The sequence below is a fragment of the Amycolatopsis sp. NPDC052450 genome, assembly GCF_044547565.1.
Classification (GTDB): Bacteria; Actinomycetota; Actinomycetes; order Mycobacteriales; family Pseudonocardiaceae; genus Amycolatopsis.
On record NZ_JBIUAQ010000004.1, the window covers coordinates 165545 to 184940 of the forward strand.

The 19396-nt window shown below is 69.0% G+C and carries 16 protein-coding genes; 2 read left to right on the forward strand and 14 right to left on the reverse strand.

Going from position 1 to position 19396, the window contains the following annotated elements:
• Positions 1-25: 25 nt before the first annotated feature.
• From ACIHAO_RS09800 to ACIHAO_RS09860, 13 genes are all read right to left on the reverse strand, one after another.
• On the reverse strand, positions 26-1291 hold the full coding sequence (locus ACIHAO_RS09800) for an ATP-grasp domain-containing protein (protein ID WP_396556322.1): 1266 nt from the start codon (positions 1289-1291) through the stop codon (positions 26-28).
• A complete protein-coding gene (locus ACIHAO_RS09805; protein ID WP_396556324.1) occupies positions 1281-2579 on the reverse strand; it encodes a cation:proton antiporter in 1299 nt (432 codons plus the stop codon). The genes ACIHAO_RS09800 and ACIHAO_RS09805 overlap by 11 nt, the downstream gene beginning before the upstream one ends.
• Positions 2572-4365 (reverse strand): ABC transporter substrate-binding protein, encoded by a 1794-nt coding sequence (locus ACIHAO_RS09810; protein WP_396556326.1) that lies wholly within the window; start codon positions 4363-4365, stop codon positions 2572-2574. The genes ACIHAO_RS09805 and ACIHAO_RS09810 overlap by 8 nt, the downstream gene beginning before the upstream one ends.
• A 5-nt stretch (positions 4366-4370) precedes the next feature.
• Positions 4371-4715, reverse strand: a complete 345-nt coding sequence (locus ACIHAO_RS09815; protein WP_125787272.1) for a hypothetical protein — start codon at positions 4713-4715, stop codon at positions 4371-4373.
• 216 nt (positions 4716-4931) lie between these two features.
• The gene (gene ddaH / locus ACIHAO_RS09820) at positions 4932-5738 is read right to left on the reverse strand and encodes a dimethylargininase (protein WP_396556328.1); all 807 of its coding nucleotides are present in this window, start codon (positions 5736-5738) and stop codon (positions 4932-4934) included.
• Positions 5735-6985 carry an ATP-grasp domain-containing protein gene (locus ACIHAO_RS09825; RefSeq protein WP_396556330.1) on the reverse strand — a complete coding sequence of 417 codons (1251 nt, stop codon included), beginning with the start codon at positions 6983-6985 and terminating at the stop codon, positions 5735-5737. Before ACIHAO_RS09825 ends, ddaH begins: the two co-directional genes overlap by 4 nt.
• A complete protein-coding gene (locus ACIHAO_RS09830) occupies positions 6882-8528 on the reverse strand; it encodes a class I tRNA ligase family protein (protein ID WP_396556332.1) in 1647 nt (548 codons plus the stop codon). Before ACIHAO_RS09830 ends, ACIHAO_RS09825 begins: the two co-directional genes overlap by 104 nt.
• Positions 8529-8897, reverse strand: a complete 369-nt coding sequence (locus tag ACIHAO_RS09835; RefSeq protein WP_396556334.1) for a cupin domain-containing protein — start codon at positions 8895-8897, stop codon at positions 8529-8531.
• Between the two features lie 2 nt (positions 8898-8899).
• Entirely contained in the window at positions 8900-10222 is a 1323-nt protein-coding gene (locus ACIHAO_RS09840) for a lysine N(6)-hydroxylase/L-ornithine N(5)-oxygenase family protein (protein ID WP_396556336.1), read from the reverse strand.
• A gap of 16 nt (positions 10223-10238) precedes the next feature.
• On the reverse strand, positions 10239-10508 hold the full coding sequence (locus ACIHAO_RS09845) for an acyl carrier protein (protein ID WP_396556338.1): 270 nt from the start codon (positions 10506-10508) through the stop codon (positions 10239-10241).
• Complete coding sequence (locus tag ACIHAO_RS09850) at positions 10492-12345, reverse strand: HAD-IIIC family phosphatase (RefSeq protein ID WP_396556340.1); 1854 nt, start codon at positions 12343-12345, stop codon at positions 10492-10494. Before ACIHAO_RS09850 ends, ACIHAO_RS09845 begins: the two co-directional genes overlap by 17 nt.
• A gap of 10 nt (positions 12346-12355) precedes the next feature.
• Positions 12356-13384, reverse strand: a complete 1029-nt coding sequence (locus ACIHAO_RS09855; RefSeq protein WP_396556342.1) for a 3-oxoacyl-[acyl-carrier-protein] synthase III C-terminal domain-containing protein — start codon at positions 13382-13384, stop codon at positions 12356-12358.
• Positions 13385-13659: 275 nt separating this feature from the next.
• Positions 13660-14703 carry a ParB/RepB/Spo0J family partition protein gene (locus ACIHAO_RS09860; protein WP_396556344.1) on the reverse strand — a complete coding sequence of 348 codons (1044 nt, stop codon included), beginning with the start codon at positions 14701-14703 and terminating at the stop codon, positions 13660-13662.
• Between the two features lie 482 nt (positions 14704-15185).
• On the opposite strand from ACIHAO_RS09860, the gene pepN reads away from it, so the two are divergent.
• Together pepN and ACIHAO_RS09870 are read left to right on the forward strand one after the other, a co-directional pair.
• Positions 15186-17672 (forward strand): aminopeptidase N, encoded by a 2487-nt coding sequence (pepN, locus tag ACIHAO_RS09865; protein ID WP_396556346.1) that lies wholly within the window; start codon positions 15186-15188, stop codon positions 17670-17672.
• A gap of 6 nt (positions 17673-17678) precedes the next feature.
• Positions 17679-18710 (forward strand): NAD(P)/FAD-dependent oxidoreductase, encoded by a 1032-nt coding sequence (locus ACIHAO_RS09870; RefSeq protein ID WP_396556348.1) that lies wholly within the window; start codon positions 17679-17681, stop codon positions 18708-18710.
• 242 nt (positions 18711-18952) lie between these two features.
• Here ACIHAO_RS09870 and ACIHAO_RS09875 read toward each other — a convergent pair whose 3' ends face one another.
• Positions 18953-19396: a VOC family protein gene (locus tag ACIHAO_RS09875; RefSeq protein ID WP_396556350.1), complete on the reverse strand. Its 444-nt coding sequence runs from the start codon at positions 19394-19396 to the stop codon at positions 18953-18955.

Consider the following 19396-nt stretch of genomic DNA (forward strand, 5'->3'; position numbering starts at 1 on the left):
GCACGGTTAGCCTGGCTGCCGAGGGTCAAACACCCGATTCCGAATCAGCATGGATCGTGGTGATGCGCAGTGACGCCTGGGCGGCGTCCAGCGTCCGGGCGCATTCGCCGATCGAGTCGGCGACCGCGGTGACGTAGGCGACGCGGCCCCAGACGGTGCCTTTGGGCGGCGGGGAAACCACGGCGCCGGGCTCGGCGATGGTGACCGCGTGGTCCACTGTGGACGGAAGTGTCGCCGGGTCGAAGTGGATCGAGGCGATGGTGGTGTCGTCCCGGTCGACGTAGCAGAAGCGGATACCCGCCACCCGCCGCCGGGTGGGGTGCACGTCGAGGTCGTGACCGCAGGCCGCCGCGGCGGCGAGGGCTCCGGGGTCGATTCCGGTCGCCAGCTTGCCGAGACAGGGGATCAGGTCGCCGCCGAGCCTGCCGTTGACCTCGATGAGTTTCGGGCCGGTCCCGGTCAGCATGTACTCGGTGTGCGTCCACCCGTCCCGGAAGCCCAGCGCGGTGTGGGCGTCCTGCAGGAGCGCGGTGAACGTGGAATCGGCGAGCAGCGGATCGTCCGCGTCCACGTAATGGCCGACCTCTTCGGCGTAGGGCGGGAAGCCGACCACCTTGCGGGCCAGGAAGAGCGGTGTCACCTTCCCGTCCTGGACGACCGAGTCGACGCTGATCTCCTCGCCGGTCACGCACTGCTCGACCAGGACCGGGTGATCACTGGCGTAGACGACCGGGTCGGGTGCCTTGGTGTCGCGGGTGAAGGCGAACATCTCGCGCAGCCGCTCGGGATCGTCGACCCGGACGACACCGAGACTGGCGCCGAGTCCACGGGGTTTGAGGATGGCCGGGTATCCCACCTGCTCCGCCGCGGCCAGTGCCTGCGCGAGGGTGCGGACCTTGACCGAGCGGGGCTGTGGCACGCCGGCCTTGGCCAGCGCGGCGCGGGTCTGCGCCTTGTCCCGCAGCCGCCAGATCATCGCCGGGTCGCCGCATCGCAGCCCGAGCGCCTCCGCGACGTGGGCGGTGGCGTGGATACGCCCTTCGTCCCAGCAGAGCACGCCGTCGATCGGCTCGGCCTCGTGCAGCCGGAGGGCCTCGCGGGCCATCGCGGGACCGTCGATGGTGCTGGGCAGCACGGACCAGCCGGTGACGTACTCCCGTTCCCAGTGTGGTTCGGCGGTGTGGAACAGGTGGACCCGGTATCTGGTGCTGATCGACCGCAACAGGTATTCCCGGAACACCTGCCAGCCGGTCGCGATCAGCAGCAGTCTTGGTCGCGTTTCACTGGACATGGAACCTCTTCTCCCGTACGCGTTCCTCGTCCGTGACGGCGATACGCCGCACCGCGTAGCGCAGTGTCGGCGGCGCCATCAGCGACGTCACGATCGCCACCAGCACGATGATCGTGTAGGTGGCGGTGCTCAGTACGCCGAGCCGCAGCCCGACGATCGCGACGATCACCTGGATCACGCCGCGCGCGTTGAGACCACTGCCGAGCGCCAGCCCCTCCCAGTGGCTCAGCCTTCCCACCCTGGCACCGAGATAGGCGCCGGTGAACTTGCCGGCGACCGCGACGACCAGCACCAGCACGGCCGAGCCGAGCACCGCGGGATCGCGCAGCGCGGTGAGGTCCATCCGCAGCCCGGCGGTGGCGAAGTAGATCGGGGCGAGCACCGCCAGCACGATCGTGCGCAACGGCGCCAGCCGCGCGAGATCGAAGTGCCGGGACGAGCCGATGAGAATTCCGCACAGCAGCGTGCCCAGTACCGGTTCCATGCCCAGCGCGTGGGTGCCCGCGGCGGCCAACAGGAGAAGGACCACGACCGTGGCGATGCCGGGACCCGGCTCGGAGGAACGGGCCGCCGGCCGCAACGACGCGTTGACCAGCGGACGTCCGACGACGACCGTGAGCACCAGTACCACCAGCAGCCCGCCGACCGACAGTGCCACCTGGCCGGCGACCAGTCCGGTGACGGCCAGCGCGGACACCACCGAAAGCAACAACCAGCCGATGATGTCGTCCACGGCCGCGGCGCTCACGATCAACTGGCCGATGTCGCGGTGCAGCAGCCGCATCTCCAGCAGGGTTTTCGCGATCACCGGGATCGCGCTCACGCCCATCGCGACACCCATGAACAACGCGAACACCGCGCGGTCGATCCCCGCCGGGACCAGCGAATCCGGGAGCGCGAAGCCGAGCCCGATACCGAGGCCCAACGGCACCAGCAGGCCGCCCGCGCTGGTCCAGGCCGCGGGTTTGCCCCTGCGGCGCACCAGTTTCAAGTCCATGTGCAGACCGGTGATCCCGACAAGCAGCAGTACGCCGAGCTGCCCCACGGCGTCGAGCAGGTTGAGCTGCGCGGCCTCGCGCGGCAGCAACCAAGCCGAGAGGCCGGGTGCCAGATGGCTCAGCACCGACGGTCCGATGAGGACACCGGCGGTCAGTTCACCGACCACCGCCGGCATCTTGAGGCGGAGCGCGAGCCGTCCGAGAACGAGCGCGAGTCCGAGCAGCAGTCCCAGTTGGAGCAGGAACAGCAGCATGGAGTGCGCGCCGATGGGGGCGACGGGGCTAGGCATCGACGTAGTACCAGTTCTCCGGGCTGATCATGCCGAACGGGTTGATCGGCTCGAAGCCGCGCAGGTTGCCGGCGACCTCGAACAACCGGATCGGGAAGTTGGGGTTGAAGACGACCGGCACCTGTTCGGCGATGTAGTCCTGGTACTCGTACAGGACTTCCGGGTCGTCGGTGGTGACGGTGCGCTCGATCAGCTCGTCGGCCATCGGGTCGTGGTAGTGGCCGAAGTTGCCGCCCGCGTCCGTCCTGAACAGGACCTCGCCGGTCGGGTGGTGATAGACCCAGCCACCGTTCCAGCAGCACATCTCCCACCGGCAAGGGGTTTCGTCGGTCGGGTAACACGGCGCGTCCTCGGCGACCAGTATCGAACCGTAGACCTCCTGCAGCCGCAGTTCGATCCCCGCCGCGGCGGCGTCGTGCCGGTATTGCGTCATCAGCCTGGTCAGCGCCGGCCGCCCTTCGACGTAACGCAGCAGGAAGCTCAGCTTGGTGCCGCGCGGGATCCCGTCGCCCGCCCGCTCCGGATCGACGCACACCGCCGGGGTGACGCTGGTGTCCCAGCCGTGTTCGGACAGCAGTTCCCTGGCCCGCTCGGGATCGAACGGCAGTGGCCACGCCCCGCCGCGCTGCGGCGGCGACACCAGATCGGTGGCCGGGAGCATGGGCATCGGGCCGTTCTGCCGGTAGGCGTAGCCCTGGTAGATGTCCCGGACCGCGGAGTCCTGGTCGAGGGTGCACTGCAGTGCCTGCCGGATGTAGGTCTGGGCGAACATCTTGCCGACCACGGTGGGATTGTTGAAGTTCAGACTGGTGTACCGGATGCAGTACGCCACCTGCGGCACCATCGTGTAGCGCCCGGCCAGCGGGTTCACCCCGCCCTTGGCCGGATCGTCGGTGTGGCCGGTGGCGAAGCTGAGCGGCAGGTAGCCCACCTGGACCGCGTCCTCGCCGTCCGGACCGTTCTCCAGCCGGCGGTACTCCTCCTCGTCGGAGGAGAACGGGATCTGCCGGAACTCGTCGAGACGCGGCTTGTTCGGGCCCGAGTAATGCTCGTTGGGCACGAACGTCACCACACCGTCCAGGGTGTAGCTCTTCAGCCGCCACGCTCCGCTCACGACACTCCACACAGGACTTTCGGCCCAGCGGGTGCGGTGTTCGTTGCTCTCGTCGATGATGTCGCCCTGTTCGGCCATCAGGTAGTCGTAGACCGCCTCGACGTCGGCGAGATCGCCGGAGGCGTTGGCCGGGCCCTCCGCGGTGCGGTCCCAAGCCTTCGGCAGCGGAATGATCAGGCTGAGCTGGTTCATCAGCACCCAGCGCCGGGAGTAGGCCTTGTCGAAGGTGAAGTAGCAGGTGTCCTCGGACAACTTGCCGTAGTCGGTGCAGTTGTCGGGGAAGTAGCCGGGGGTGTACTCGCCGTACCGGTCGCCCTTGACCTTGAGCAGGTTCACCCAGAACAACACGTTGTCGGCGCACAAGGTCTCGCCGTTGGACCATTTCCACGGCTTGATCTTGACCGTGACGGTGAGCCCGTCCTCGCTCCACACGGGTGGCTCGCCGATGCTCGTGGCGTAGTCGACCTCGGGTGTGCCGTCGCTGCCGAAGAAGTACAGGGTGCGGTACATCAGGGCCTGGAACTCCAGGACGTTGCGCATGCCCATGCGTTCCGCCGGGGTGAACGGGAAGATCACCGCTGGCGGGAAGCCCGGCGCGCACGCCCAGGTGACCGTGCCGCCGCGGCGCGGCTTCTCACTTCGAGTCGCGGGTTTCGCGGTGGTCCGGGTCATCGCCATCACCGGATCTCTTGGAGGCGGGAGACCCCGACGGACTGGTGCGGGCCGTAGCGCTGCCACACCTCGTCGAGCTGGATCCGGCCGTCGTCGAGGATCCGCGGGACGCTGGTGCAGTGACCGGAGATCACCTCGCCGCTCTCCAGGACCATGCAGTACGCGAAGTCGAGTTTGCCGTCGGGGCCACAGGTTCCGGTCAGCGAGCCGCGCCGGGCCCTGCCGCCGGTGAACTCACCCCAGATCAGGTCGCCGTTCTGCCGGTAGACCGCGACCCGGTCACCACCGGTGTCGTCGCCGGTGTCGTCGACGGCGACCGGACGGAACCGCCGGCCTTCGTAGTTGATCATGGCGCTCCTTTGTGGAGGGAGGGTTGAAGGTGGGGGATCGGTGCAGGTGGTCGTGAGTGGCAAGTAGCGTTCTAACGCTCTTTATCACTCACGACCCCCTCGCTAAACCGCGCACATTGCCCAAATCGGGCGTAGTCGTCGCGAAAGGTGTCCTTTATGGATAGTCGGGGCCCTCCTCGGCGAGCCCGGCTTTCTCCGCCAAGTCCGGCACGCCACTCACGACTCACGGAGCTCCAGCGCGCAGCATTTCGCCGCGCCACCGGCCTTCAGAAGTTCGGACAGGTCGACGCTGATCGGCTCGAAGCCCGCCGCCCGCAGGCTTTCGGCGAGGTGGACGGCCGCTTGGGGGAGCAGCACATGCTTGCCGTCCGAGACGGCGTTGAGACCGAAAACCTCGGCTTCGGCCCGGTCCGCCCGGATGGCGGTCGGGTACAGCTCGCGAAGCAGTGCTTGGCTGTCCGGCGAGAACGCGCCGGGGTAGTACATGATCTCTTCGTGGTCGAGTACCGCCAATGCCGTGTCCAGGTGGTAGAAGTACGGGTCGACCAGCCGCAAGGTGACCACCGGCACGCCGAAATGGTCGGCGGCCTCGGCGTGCGCGCGCTCGTCGGTGCGAAAACCCGTGCCTGCCAGGATCCGGGTGCCAGTGGGCAGCATGTCGCCTTCGCCCTCGTTGACGAACCGGGCGCGCCGGACCGGGTAACCGTGCTCGGCGAACCATGCCTGATAGGCAGGCGCCTCGCCGAACCGTTGCGGATGCCGGTACCGGGCGGCCAGCACCTGACCGCCGAGCACGGTGGCCGCGTTCGCGGCGAACACCATGTCGGGCAGGCCGGGCCGCGGCGGCACCACCTCGACCTGATGGCCGAGCGCGACCAGCCGGGCGCGCAGCCGGTCCCACTGCATGATCGCCAGTGGCGTGTCGGTCGGCTTGTCCGGCTCCATCCACGGGTTGATGGAGTAGCTGACCTCGAAATGGTCGGGCGGGCACATCAGGAACCGCCGGCGACTGGCCACTCTCATCGGTCACGCTCCAAGGTGACGGTGATCTTGCCCGCCAGTTCGGTCATCAGCTCGTAAGCGTCCTCTTTGGACGTCCCGGTGGTGCCGAGGAAGCCGAAGATGGTGTTGCCGTCGGGCGGCCTGAGGATGACGTCACCGGGGCGGGCGGTGATCTGCAGCAGGAAGACCCGGTCCGATTCGCTCACCTCTGGCGGCACCTCGATGCGCTCGACCACGCCGCCGTCGCAGATCAGGCACATCGCCGTGATGTGTGTCCCGGTCGGCCAGTAGTGGCGGACGGGCGGCTTGACCCCCCGGGCGACGTCCACCACGGCACGGATCGGATCGTGGTCCGCGGTCAGCCGGGCGATGGTGTCCAGCCCGCCGCCGCCGACCCTGGCCGCGATCTCCAGCAGATGCGGTTTGCCGTCGTGGTAACGCACTTCGGCGTGCATCGCGCTGCGCTGAAGTCCTTGCGCGCGGGCTGCCGCCTTGACCACGTGGTGCACCCGGGCCAGTTCTTCGGCGGGCAGGGAGGTCGGCGCGTGGTGCACGTCGTCGTCGAAACTCCGGCCCTCCGCGGTGATCCGGTCGACCACCGAACCGAGGTAGAGCTCGTCGTCCCAGGCGAGCGCCTCCATCAGGTACTCCGGTCCATCCAGGAAGGACTCGACGAGCAGCCCGATCGGACCGAGGTCGACGTCGTCGGCCTCGGCGTTGATCCAGAACATGTTCCGAAGTCCTTCGCTGGCCGTGGTGAAGTCACGGGTCAGCTCCTCCGGACCGTCCACTCGGTACACCAGGTGACTGCCGGCGCCCAGGGTGGGTTTGAGGATGACCGGGTAGCCGAATTCGGCGGCCGCCGCGAGCGCGTCGTCCAGTTCGGTGACGAACCGGAAGGCGGGAATCGGCACCCCCGCCCGTTCGTACGCCTGGCGCATCAGCAGTTTGTTGCGGCTGTTGCGAGCACCGTCGACGCCGATGCCCGGCAGGCCGAGCGCTTCGGCCACCGCGGCGACCGCGATCACCGCCGCCTCGGAAAAGGTGATCACCCCATCGAAATGCTCGGTGGCGTGCCATTCCTCGGCGCAGGCGATCATCTCGTCGATCTTCTTCGAGCCGACCAGCCGGTAGTGGTCGGACGGCCAGAAGTCGGCCGTCCCCTCACCGTTCATCACGTACAGGTCGACGCCGAACGCCTGCACCTGCCGATAGCGGGAGTGGTAGTAGGTCAGGTACTGACGGGTCTCGATGGTCAGCAGCTTCATGGCTCGCCTCCTCGGGCAGCCGGGGGAGTCGGAACACGGGTACGGAAGCGGGTGGTTCGGCGGCGAGGGACAGGTCGACCCCGTCCTTGCCCGCCGCCTCGGCCGCGTCGATCAGGATCGGGGCGGCGCCCGCGAGCAACGTGCGCGTCTCGAGCACCAGATCACCCGGGGTGATCGCCGAACCGCCGGCGAGGCCGCCCAGCCGGTCAAGCTGGGTGAGCACCGTCTCGGCGGCCCGGTTCATGCTGTAGCCGGGCAACTCGTAACAGCCGCGGAAACGCGCCAGCATGGCCGCGGCGCGGCGCCGTCCGTTGGGGGACACCGGCAGCGGGCCGGAGAGCCCGTGCAGCGCCGACGACATCGCCTCCGCCAGCGCGTTCCACGGCGCGCCGAGCCGCCGGTACCCGGTGTCGCGCAACCCTTCCCGGCTGAAGTCGGTGCGCGCCTGCTCTGGTGCGGTCTGCGCCAGATGGAACCGGACCAGGTCGCGCGGGACCTCGGCGAGCAGCTCGGCCGTCCGGATCAGATGGCCGCGGCTGGTGGAGAACTTCTCCCCGGCCAGGTTGTAGAACTCGTTGCAGACGTTGGCCGACGGTGTGACGTACCGGTCGCCGTGGGCCAGCAGGAACACGAGATCCATCAGGCCCCAGTGGTAGACGTTGTCGTAACCGTGGAAGTAGACGACGTCGGCGTCGTGTCCGGCGCGCCAGTGCTCGTCCACCGGCACCGTGGTGTCGCCCGCCGACCACCAGGTGCTGTACATGACCGCGGGCATCGCCTCGATCCACGGGTACAGCATCTGGCCGGGTGTCTCCGGGAACGGCGCGGGAACGCCCCATCCGGCCGGGATCGTCACGGGAATCTCCGGCAGCGGCCCGGCCAGCAGCTCGCCGATCAGCTGTGCCGCGTGTGGACGCCACCGTCCCGACTGCGCGGCGTAGTAGTCGGTGAGGCGCTCCCGGTACTCCTCCATCGGCAGCACCAGGATCTCCTTGTCCCGGTAGGACACCGGATCATCCGGGTCCATTGTGGAGTGTGGGTCGAGCAGCTCGTCGTAGTTGTTCGGATGCCCGCAGGCCTCGCAGACCCCGCCGCTGCTGACGGCCAGGCAGACCGGGCAGGTGCCGGTGACCAACCCGTCGAACAGGTACGTGCCGGACCGCGTCGCGAACGGCAGCCGCACCGTACGTTTCCGGAACCGGCCCGCCTCGTACAGGGCGGTGACGAATTCGAGCACCGTGCGCCGGTACACCTCGTCGATCGGCGGGAGACCGGCCATCGAGATGCCCATCGCGGAAAGCGAACGCCCGATCGCCGCGGTGGAGCCGGCGCACAGCGCCCGCGGGGTGGTGCCCGACCGTCGCGCGGTGGACACCACGTAGCTCTGGCTGTCGTCGGTGCAGGTCGTGTAGATCACCGAGGCGCCGGTGGCCCGCAGGTACCGGGCGTACACGTCGCCCGCCAGGTAGGGCCCGGCCAGATGTCCGATGTGCAGGTCGCCGTTGGGCGTCGGGGTCGCGGCGACCACGATGGTCGTGGACATCTACACGCCGGCCTCGTCGCGGGTGGTGAACCGCCCCGCCATGTCCCTGTCCCACCAGACCGCGTACATCCGGAACTCTTCGGTGCCGGTGTTCACCACCTGGTGACGCGACCCCGGCGGGAAGTGCACGATGTCGCCCGCGGCGAACGGCACCCGGCGTCCGTCGCAGACGATCTCCGCGGCCCCGGTCATGGCCACCCAGATCTCGTACTCGTGGTGGCTGTGCGCGCCGGACTCCGCGCCCGGCTCCACCACACACCAGGAGCCCTCGAACGGTGCGTTCAGCTCCGGCCACGGCAGCAGCCGGGTGGCGGCGAGCCCGTTGTCCGGCTTGAGGTTCGCGGGATCGAGCCTTCGGATCTCCATCATGGTCACTGCACTCCTTGGGTGGCGGCGAGCGGGCGGGCGGCGGCTTCGGTGACGGCGGGCAAGCGCGGCGTCCGGCGCTCGGCGAGCAGGTCGGTGACGATCTCCGCCGCCCGCGCGGCCAGCACGCTAAGCAGGGAGTCGGCGATACCGTGGGTGGCCTCGTTCACCCCCTGCAGGTGGCAGGTCCCGCTGAATGACGGCGGCAGGCCCATCCGGTAGCTGCGGTTGACGGTGATCTCGTCGATCCCGACGGCGGAGGCCATGTCGTTGACGATCCGCGGCATCCGCTTGGTGAAACCGGTACCGAGCAGCACCACGTCACAGCGTTGCGTGGAGCGATGGCCGGATTTGCGGTCCACGAGGGTGAGCACGATCTCGCGGCCGTCCATCTCGGCCTCGGCCACGTCGACCATCGGGATCATCTCGATGCGTTCGGTCCCGGTGAGCCGTTCGATGTACATCTGCCGGTACAGGGTGTCGAGCATGTCGGTCGTGAGACCGGCGTAGTTGGTCCGGTGCATTTCGCGCAGAAGCTGTGCCCTGGCCTCCGGCCGCGCCGAGTGGAACTCGTCCACAAAGGACGGGTAGAACAACTCGTTCGTGAACTTGCTCGTCTCGTAGGCGTTGAGGCCGATCGAGCGCATCACCATCGTGCACTGCGTCCCGGGGAACGTCTGGTGTGCCGTCCAGAGCATCTCGGCCGCGCTCTGCGCCCCGCCGACGACCACGATCCGGCGTGTCTGCTCGGGGTCGATCTCGCCGATCCGGGCCGCGAACTCGGTGCTGTGGATCATCAGCTCGCGCGGGATGGCCGCGAAGGTCTCCGGGATGTACGGGTCCCGCCCGGCCGCGACCACCAGGTGACGGCACACGACGGCACTGCCGTCGGCCATCTGGACCAGCCACTCGCCGGTCCCGTCCGCGATACCGAACGGCCGGACCGAAACGCAACGCCGTCCGTAGTCGATCCGCACGTTCGGCAGGGATCTCGCGACCCAGCCGAGATAGCCGGAGATCTCCATCCGGTACGGCGTGAAGCTGCCGAGGTTGATGAACTGGTCCAGTCGGCCGACGGAGTGCAGGTAGTTGACGAAACTGAAGGGGCTCCGCGGGTTGCGCTGGGTCACCAGATCCTTGAGGAAGGAGACCTGGCTCTGCGTCCACGGGATCAACATGCCGCGCTGCCAGACCACGTCGTCCTGCTGTTCGACGATGAGCGTTTCCTTGGCGAGCTCGGACTTCGCGAGCTCCTCGACGGCGACGGCGAGCGCGAGGCCCGACGGGCCCGCTCCGATCGCCAGCAACTCTACTTCTTGAAATCGCACCGCAAATCCTCCCCGGCTATTCGCGCCGACCGGCGCCCGCGTTGGTCGTCGCGGCGACCGCGACGAGGTCGATCAGGGCCGTCACCGTGTGCGCGGCGTGGTAGCTGCGCAGATCGAGCGTTACCGACAGCCTGCTTTCCAGCTGGGAAAGGACTTCCAGCGACGAGAGGCTGTCCCAGCCGTGGGTGGCGAGCACGGGGCGGGCCCGCAGGTCGCCATCCGGTTTGTTCAGCACTTCGCTCAGCGTGTTCAGCACGACGGACGCCGTGTCATCCATGTCGGTCATCACTCGTCTCCGGGTAGGCGATCCAGGTGGGCAGGCAACTCGGCGCGGTGGCGGGCACCACGGTGTACAGGCCGTCCTCGCCGGACGGGGTGAAACCGGCCTTCTCCCAGAAGCCGTCCGCCACCTTGTTGCGTCCGGTCGGCACGTAGCGGCCGGTCAGTGCGGTGGCGCCGGCGTCGCGGGCCCGCCGCACGATCCAGTCCGTGATCGCGAACTCGATGCCCCGGCCGAACACCCGGCAGCTCAGCACCAGGTTCAGCACCCGCCAGACCCGTCCTCGGCATTCGATCCACGCGGCGCCGACGATCCCCTCGTCGCCGAACCGGTCCGAGACCGCGAACGAGGCGACGAGCCGGTCCGGATCGGCGCACATCGCGGTCGTGGCGCCTTCGTCGAACCGTTGCCCGGTCAGGTTGAACTGGTTGGTACGGGCGGAAAGCTGGGCGACCCGGCCCACCTCGAAGGTGGTGACCGGATGCGCGATCACCCGTGTCCGCAACGCGTGCAGGTAGTCCTCCGAGGAAGCGAACCCGGTGGAGAAGCCGGTGCGCAGCGCGCGCGAGCGGTACAGCGCCGGACGCTTCAGGTCGGTGCCGGTGAGTTCCGGCACGTCGAACCAGCCGGGCCGCAGCAGCGCCCGGACCAGGTGGGCCGGGTCGCCGTCGGCCGCCACCAGCGCTACTTCGGGCAGTTCGGCGGCCACGTGCCCGCGTTCGAACGGGGAGTCGTCCATGAAGACGAAGGCGTTCCCGGCCAGGTTGAGCGTCTCGGCGGCTTGCCGCAGGTTTTCCGCCTTCGCCGTCCAGTTCACCGCGCGGACCGCGAAGTCTTGAGGGCGCAGCAGCATTTCCGGATGACCGGTCAGCACCTCGTCGACCGCGCCGGCGTCGTTCTTGCTGGCCAGTACGAGGACGACCCCCTGCTCGCGCAGCCGGCGCACGGCCCGCTGAAGTTCCTGGTAGCAGTTCCCCGGATACAACCCGCCGAGTTGCAGCCCGGCCTCGCCCGCTTCGCCGAGCACACCACCCCACAGCGTGTTGTCCAGATCGACCGCGAGTACCTTGCGCGACAGGCCCGACCTGGCCGCGACCACCCTGGCGACCTGCCGCGCCAGCGCGAGCAGCGCGCCGTCGGTGTACGGCAGGTCCGCGTACCGGTGCAGTCGCTCGTCCCTGGCCGCGACGGCGAGGTCGGCGAGCTCACCGGCCAGGTCCACCACCGTGATCCGCCCGTCGTCCTCCGCCAGGCCGAGAAGGTCCGCGTTGAGCCGGTGCCAGGCCCGGCCGATCGCGGCCCGTACCCGCCAGCTGATCACCGAATCACGCAGTTCGGCGGGCATCGGCACGGTGTGCAGCACGAACGCGCCCGGTGTGCGCCGCAGGCAGGCGAGGAGCAGTCCTCGCAGCTCGTCGAACCGGGCCGTCAGGTGTTCGGTCAGGCCCGCCGTGTCGACGGCGCTCCAGTCACGAGGCACGAAGTACCGCTCGTCCAGCAGACAGGTGACGACGTCGGGGGAGCCGTCGATCTCGCCGGCGGCCAGTGACAGCTCGAACGTGCCGTAATCACCGAGGAGAAGGGTGGGCCGGGTACCAGTGGTGACCAGTGCGGCGCGCAGCAGATGCTCGAACGGGCCGATCGTGCAGGTGGCCAGCACGGCCACCCGGACCGGTCGCAGGTCCGGCCCGGCGGGCGGGAGATCGGCGAGGATGCGGCCCGCCCGGCGGACCGTCGCCGGATCCTGGACCTCCCCGAGCCGCTGTCGCACGCCCGGCGACGGCGTCGAGTGGGTGGCCGTCGCGGCGCGCAGGCTGCCGAGCAATTCCGTGAAATCCTTCATCGACCCCTGCCTAGACTCGGAAAATCGTGCAATACCAGCGCATACCGATGGAGATTCCGGCCAGCGCGACGAGATCCCCCGCATTCAGTTCGCCGCGGTCGAGGTACGTCCCGAGCGCGACCAACTGGTCCGCCGCGCCCATATGGCCGTGGTCGCTCGCCAGCTCGTGGTTCGTCCTGGCCAGCGGGAAATCGATCGAACCCGCGACGTCGGCGATACCGTCCGGGTCATTGATGTAGATGAACCGGGCGAGATCTTCGCGCCGTACAGCTGCCCGGCGGCAGGCCCGCTCGACCACTTCGACGACGCGCGCGTTGAGCTGTTCGCCGAATTTCTGGAGCTGCCGGGGGTCTTTCCGGAAATGGGCCTGCACGCGTTCGGTCCCGCTCGGCGCTGTCGCACTCGACCAGCCGGGTGGTGGTATCGGCGTGACGCTGCCACCGATATCGGTGCGGAACCAATCGCAGAAGTCGGAATCCGTGAACTGTTCGGTGGCCAGCCAGGTGGCGCGGTCGTGGCCTCGGCGCAGCACCACGGCGACCGCGCCGTCGCTGTGCACGGCGTTGTTGACGTTCATCCGGTTGCGATGGAACTCGCTGACCCGATTGACGGCGGTGAACAGCACCGTGTCGATCTCCGGCTGCAGCGCCAGCTGCCCGGCGACGGCACCGAGTCCGGTCACCCCGCAGGCGCAGCCTTCGGTCAGCAGCATCGTCTGCCGCTCCCGGATCTTCAGCTCCCTGGCGAGCGCGGCGGAGGAGTCCCAATACGGGTACTCCGCCAGTTCGGAATTGGCCAGCACCACCAGATCGACGTCCGCCGGGTCCATCGCGACCCTGGCCAGCGCGGCACGGGACGCCTCCGCCGCCAGCGCGGTCGAGGTCACCCCGTCCGCGGCACGATGGAAGGTCCGATAACCCCAGCGGACGATACGCTCCGGGTCCGCGACATAAGTACCGGCGACGTGTTCGACGTCCTGGTCTTCGCCGAAGGCGTAACCGAAGCCGGCGATACCGAATTCGGCGAGCGGTGCTGCCATTTCTTCTCCTCTTGCCGAATCCGGTCGGCGACAGTCTTTCCGCATCAATCATGAACTGATGTCGATGGCGGCTGAATTCGAATCGATCGGGCGACGGCCGCTTTCGGCGATGCGGTCAGTCGCCGCGGTCCGGTCTGATCGAATTCGAGAACAGTTCTCGGCCCCCATGGCGTGATGCGTGGGAATACTGCCGCACACTTCGCCCTTCGACAACCGTTCGTCGTTCAACTGAGTTCCGATGCTCGGTTGAACACGTTGTCGTATTCACGAGCGGGCTACGACTTCTGTGAGCCGACTCGCTGTTCCAGTTGGTGCGCGAACTCGATCCACTCGTTGGCGCACCGGCGAGCCAGTGCGGCGAGGACGTAGACGCTGTGCGGCGGGACCGTGTCGACCAGTTCACGCCACTCCTCCTCGGCGATCACCCGGTGGACGAGCCAGCGCAGCGTCCGGGTGCCGGTCTGGGCGAAGCGCAGGGACGGATCGCGCTCGAGGTTCCGAAGGACCGCGTTGCGCTCCGTCGTCGAGAGACGTTCGGTGTGATCGTGAGCGGGCTGGCTGGTCTCGCGGCGTTCGGTGCGGTCGTCCCGGACGGTGCGTGGCCGGCGCGGTGGCACCGGGTCCTCGCCGCGCTGGATCCGCTCGCGCACGTCGCGAACGGTGGCCGGGGCGATGCCCGCCGCGCGTGCGATCGAGCGCAGTGACGCGTCCGGAAAGGCCGCGATCAGCCTGCTCGCGACACGCCGTCCGTCGGTGCTGTCCAGCGGGCGGACCTTGCCGTCGCGGCCGAGCCGTGCCGTTCCTTGCGGAAGCCCGTCGATCCGGCCACGAACCGTGGCGACGGTGCGAGGCCCGAGTCCGGCGGCCGCGGCGATGGCGCGATCGGACCAGTCGGGGTGGGAGATGACGATGCGGGCGACCGCGGCCTCTCGGTCCGCGTAGGACAACGGCAGGCCGTGCGCGACGTTGGCCTTGACCGCCAGTACGAACGCGTCTTCCTCACTGCCGTCGAAAAAGACCACGTCGATGGTGTGCTGGCCGCGCAGGCGGGCCGCGCCGAGCCGGTGCATCCCGTCGATGATCCGCATCGTCGAGCGGTGGACCAGGATCGGCGGCAGCGCGCGATCCGGTTCGGCCAGCACCCGGATGTGCTCGGCGTCCTCGCCGATCAACCGCGGCGAGTCCGCCGGTCGCAACGCGGCCAGCGGAACGGCGCAGGTGACCTGGTCCGCCTTCGGATACCCGGTCGACGGTTCGGCCAGTTCCTTCGAATCAGCCGAATGCCCCTGGCTGGAGCCGTGGTCAGCTTGCCCGGTCAATGGGCACCCCCGTCGGGTTGTGGATGGCAAACCTGCGACTTACCCTGAATGAGTCCTGGCGCCCCGCCCCGATTACCGGCTATCGACTCTTCGCTGTTTTCGGGCGTCGTCGCCTCAGACCTGAATTACGATTTGCGCGGCAGCACGAGGATGCAAAACCGTCGCCGACCGCGTCCCCCATTAAAATGTCCCCATTGAACCAGGCGTCGTTCAACTCATGAACTGCGTCATCACTGGTGCCCTCCCCGTCTCCTGGTCAGAGGGTAGGTCGTCGATCGACCACGAACTAGGTGTTCAAGTGAGTTCCAGCGCGCCAAGGGGCCGCCGACGGAACCATCGGGCGGTCCGCGCCGCCCGTTCAACTGCTTCACCGGACGCGGTTGAGCGTCGAATGCGCTATTCGGCGGCTCGGAAGATTGTCTGCCCGGCGGCCGCCTGAGCTGTTCGGCGGCGGCGATACAGCTATTTGGAGGGTCGTGGAAATGCCCAGTCTCACGCAGGCCGAAGCGCAGGGGCGCGGCGCATTGCTGCGAGTACGTTCGTATCGGGTCGATCTCGATCTGACACTGGGGGACGAGATATTCCGATCGACCACGAGAATCGTTTTCGACGCGCGTTCCGAAGCTGACGGCACATTCCTCGACGTGCGGCCCCGGGCGCTGCGCTCGGCGACCCTCAACGGACGTGAACTGGACGTCGCCGCGCTCGAGGACGGGCGGCTCACGCTCACCGGTCTCGCCGGTGAGAACGAGATCGTCGTGGTCGCCGACATGGCCTACTCACGGGAGTGCGAAGGGCTGCATCGGTACACCGATCCCGCGGACGGCCGGGTCTACCTGTACGCCTTCGTGTTCATCGACAACGCGCCCCGGATCTTCGCCTGCTTCGACCAGCCGGATCTCAAGGCGCCGTTCACCTTCACCGTCACCGTTCCCGACGACGACTGGCAGGTGCTCGGCAACGCGCCGGCGACCAGGCTCGGCGCGGGGCGCTGGCGACTCGCCGAGACCGCGCCCCTGGCGACCTACCTCACCACGCTGGCGGCCGGTCCGTACGAGTCCTTCCACGCCGAGCACGACGGAGTGCCGCTGGGCCTGCACTGCCGGGCCTCGTTGGCCGACGGGCTGAAGGACGACATCGACGAGGTCTTCGAAATCACCGGGCAATGCCTCGACGAGTACGGGCGGATGTTCGGTGTGCCCTATCCGTTCGGCAAGTTCGACCAGGTCTTCGTCCCGGAGTTCAGCGTGCTCTCGCTCGACCACCCCGGTTGTGTGCTGCTGCGCGAGCTGTACCTGTTCGGCTCCGCCGTGCCGGCGAGCGAACGGGAGACCAGGGCCGTGGTCATCGCACACGGACTGTCCCTGATGTGGCTGGCCGGACTGGTCACCAACACCTGGTGGGACGACCTCTGGCTCGGTCAGGCCTTCGCCGACTACATGGCCCACCGGGTCACCAGCGACGTGACGAGGTTCTCCGGGCCGTTGACCACGTTCGCCGTGCGGCGCAAGGCCCAGGCCTACGTCGCCGACCAGCGGCCGTCGACCCATCCGGTGAGCCTTGCCGGGCCGGACGTCCGGACGGTGTTGCTCGAACTGGACCGGATCTCCTATTTCAAGGGCTCTTCGGTGCTGCGGCAGCTGGCCGCCCGCGTCGGCACCCCGGCCCTGCGCGAGGGCCTGCGCGTCTACTTCACCCGCCACGCGTACGGCACCGCGACGTTCTCCGACTTCCTCGCCGCGTTGAGCGAGGCCACCGGAACCGATCTGACCGAATGGGCCCGGCTGTGGTTCTCCACCTGCGATGTCAGCACGGTGACCCCGGAGATCACGGTGACCGACGGGGTGATCACGGCGGCCGCCGTGCGCCAGGACGTTCCGGCGGGCCACCCGGTGCCGCGGCCGCACACACTGGATGTGGGCTGTTACGGCGACGAGTCCACGACGGTGCGGGTCGCGATAGACGGCCCACGGACCGAGCTTCCGCAGCTGGTCGGCCGTCCAGCACCGAAATTCGTCCTCCTCAACGATGGCGACCTGACCTACGCGAAGATCCGCTTCGACGACCGCTCCCGCGCAGCACTGCCCGAGTTCCTTCCCCGGTTGTCCCCGGTCAATCGCGCGATGGTGTGGTGCGCGCTGCTCCTGGCGGTGCAGGACGGCGCCTACCCGGCCGCAGACCACCTGGGCCTGGTGACCGGGATGCTCGCCGTGGAGCCGGAACCGTCCATCGTCGTCGAGGTGCTCGAACAGGCCCGCGTCGACGTCGCCGACCGCTTTCTCGACCCGGCGCTGCGGCCATCCGCGCTCGCCGCCATCGCCGGCGCGATTCGCGACCGCTTGGCCGAGGTCGCGCCGTCCGACGAGATCTGGCTGTGCCTGTGCCGGGGGTTCATCGAGTTCAGCGCCGACATCGGCGAGCTTCGTGGCTGGCTGGACGGCACCCGGCTGCGCGCCGGGCTCGTGCTCGACGCGGATCTGGCCTGGCGGACCCGGTACCGGCTCGCCGTGCTCGGCGGGCTTTCCGAGGACGAGATCGCCGCGGCACACCGGGCGGATCCCAGCACCCGGGGCGAGCAGTTCGCGGCGAAGTGCCGTGCGGCCAGACCCGATCCGGCGGCAAAGAGCGCGGCTTGGGAGGCGATCATCGGCGACACCGAGGTTTCGAGCTACGGCCTTTGGGCCCTGGCCGAGGGATTCTGGCAACCGGAGCAGACAGAGCTGACGGCGGAGTATGTCCCGCGGTTCTTCGCCGAGATGCCCGCGGCCGCCAGGCTGCGCGGTGACCTCGTGCTGGACGTGCTGGTGCGGTTCCTTTACCCGCGTTACGCCGCCTCACCGGAGACCCTACGGCTGGCCGACGAGCTGCTGGCCCGTACCGACGTCGAGCTCCCGCTTCGCAGACGGGTCGCGGACTTCACCGACGACCTGCGCCGGGCGGTGGCCGCCCGGTCCGACGCCACCGATTGAGTCGCCGTGCGCGTGGGAATCGCCGGGGGCGGCGTCGCGGGCACGATGCTCGCCTGGCGGCTACTGCGGTCGGTGCCGCGGATCGCGGTCGACCTGTACACCACCCGATCGGCCGACGGCGACGCGACCAGCGCGTCCGGCGGTCTCGTCCGCGGTTTCGAGCGGACCGCGCCGGAGTGCCTGCTGGCCGCGCGCAGTCTCGCGGAACTGCGCGGAGACCCCGCGTTGCGGACGGCGTCGGACTACCAGGAGGTCGGAGCGGTGTACCTGCTGTCCGCCGGCGCAGAGGTGACCGAACCGCTCCGGGTGCTCGAAGAGGCACTGCCCGGCTCGGCGACCTTGCTCACCGGCCCCGAGCTGGCAGGCCGATATCCGTTCCGCGGCCTGCCCACCGGAGTGACCGCGGTCGTCGAACGGCACGCGGGCTACCTGTCGCCCGCCGGGTTGCGGGCCGCCGTGCTGGGCTGGCTCACCGATCGCGGCGTGACCGTCCGGCGGCTCCCGGTGACCACCGTGGGTCCGGGCCCGGCCCTGCGGCTGGCCGACGGCACGACCGCGGGATACGACGCGGTCGTGCTCGCCGCCGGCCCGTGGACGCCCGCCTTGCTGGCGGCGAGCGGGCTGCCCACCGGCGGGATGCGCGTCAAACAGATCCAGTACACCGTGTACGAGGGGCGGCCCACCCCCCTGGGCGCGTTCGTCTGGGAGGACACCGGCATGTGGGGCCGTCCGGCGGGCGACGCGGGGTTCCTGCTCGGGCTGCCGAGCGACCGGTGGGACGTCGACCCCTCCTGCCCGCGACCGGACACCGCGCTCGCCGAGCGGGTCGCGGACGAGGCCCGCCGCCTGCTGGGCCACCCACGGGCCGCCCACTGTCCACATCGGACCACCGCGTCGTCCGACTGCTACCACGACCCGCCGGGCCTCGAACTACGCGAGGCAGGGCCGGGGGTGTTCACCTTCACCGGCGGCTCGGGCGGCGCGGCCAAGATCGTGGTCGCGGCGAGCCGGGTGGCGGCGGCCGCCTTGGTGCGCTGACCGGGTCTCGCCAGTCCGTGAAGGCCTCCTTGAGGGACCCTGAGTCCCTCAAGGAGGCCTTCACGGACGTGGCGCGAGGCGAGCCCACGGGCCGGCGGGGGGAGGGATGTCGCGAAAGCCACTTTCGCAACCTTGAACGTTGCGAAAGTGGCTTTCGCAACGGCGGTGGAGGCGCTCGTTGCGACGGACAGTGAAGTCCGTGAGGGCCTCCTTCCCTACTTTCAGGGTAGGGAAGGAGGCCCTCACGGACTTCCGGCGGGAAGGTGCCGAGCCTGCGAGTACTGGACCAGCTCCAGCAGTAGTCCGGCGGGCCTGGCCAGGTACGTGAAGGCGACCAGCATCCCCGGCCGGGCACCGGCGCAGGGCTCGCGGTCGACCATCGTGAACCCGGCTTCGCGCAACCGGTTCAGCTCCGGCTCGAGGTCGTCCACCTCGATGGCGATGTGGTGCAGTCCGGGCCCGAAGCGGGTGAGGTGGCCGTCGAGCGCCGAGCCGGGGCCTGCCGGGGAGACCAGTTCGATCAAGGGTTGGCCGTCTCGTCCCGCCGGTTGCCAGAACTCGCACGCCACGCGATATTCGGCGGCGATTCCACTGTCCAGTTCGGACATCCCGAGCGCGGTCATCGCGGGACCGAGTGCCGAGGGTTCTTCGGTCACGAGTCCGATGTGGTCGATTCCGAGCAGCAT

Bases quoted from the DNA above. Each gene is read 5' to 3' on its own strand.
- ACIHAO_RS09805 (WP_396556324.1), bottom strand. From the start codon at position 2,579: ATGCCTAGCCCCGTCGCCCCCATCGGCGCGCACTCCATGCTGCTGTTC.
- ACIHAO_RS09800 (WP_396556322.1), bottom strand. From the start codon at position 1,291: ATGTCCAGTGAAACGCGACCAAGACTGCTGCTGATCGCGACCGGCTGG.
- ddaH (WP_396556328.1), bottom strand. From the start codon at position 5,738: ATGAGAGTGGCCAGTCGCCGGCGGTTCCTGATGTGCCCGCCCGACCAT.
- ACIHAO_RS09830 (WP_396556332.1), bottom strand. From the start codon at position 8,528: ATGTCCACGACCATCGTGGTCGCCGCGACCCCGACGCCCAACGGCGAC.
- ACIHAO_RS09855 (WP_396556342.1), bottom strand. From the start codon at position 13,384: ATGGCAGCACCGCTCGCCGAATTCGGTATCGCCGGCTTCGGTTACGCC.
- ACIHAO_RS09810 (WP_396556326.1), bottom strand. From the start codon at position 4,365: ATGACCCGGACCACCGCGAAACCCGCGACTCGAAGTGAGAAGCCGCGC.
- ACIHAO_RS09850 (WP_396556340.1), bottom strand. From the start codon at position 12,345: ATGAAGGATTTCACGGAATTGCTCGGCAGCCTGCGCGCCGCGACGGCC.
- ACIHAO_RS09815 (WP_125787272.1), bottom strand. From the start codon at position 4,715: ATGATCAACTACGAAGGCCGGCGGTTCCGTCCGGTCGCCGTCGACGAC.
- ACIHAO_RS09825 (WP_396556330.1), bottom strand. From the start codon at position 6,985: ATGAAGCTGCTGACCATCGAGACCCGTCAGTACCTGACCTACTACCAC.
- ACIHAO_RS09845 (WP_396556338.1), bottom strand. From the start codon at position 10,508: ATGACCGACATGGATGACACGGCGTCCGTCGTGCTGAACACGCTGAGC.
- pepN (WP_396556346.1), top strand. From the start codon at position 15,186: ATGCCCAGTCTCACGCAGGCCGAAGCGCAGGGGCGCGGCGCATTGCTG.
- ACIHAO_RS09835 (WP_396556334.1), bottom strand. From the start codon at position 8,897: ATGATGGAGATCCGAAGGCTCGATCCCGCGAACCTCAAGCCGGACAAC.
- ACIHAO_RS09875 (WP_396556350.1), bottom strand. From the start codon at position 19,396: ATGCTGCTCGGAATCGACCACATCGGACTCGTGACCGAAGAACCCTCG.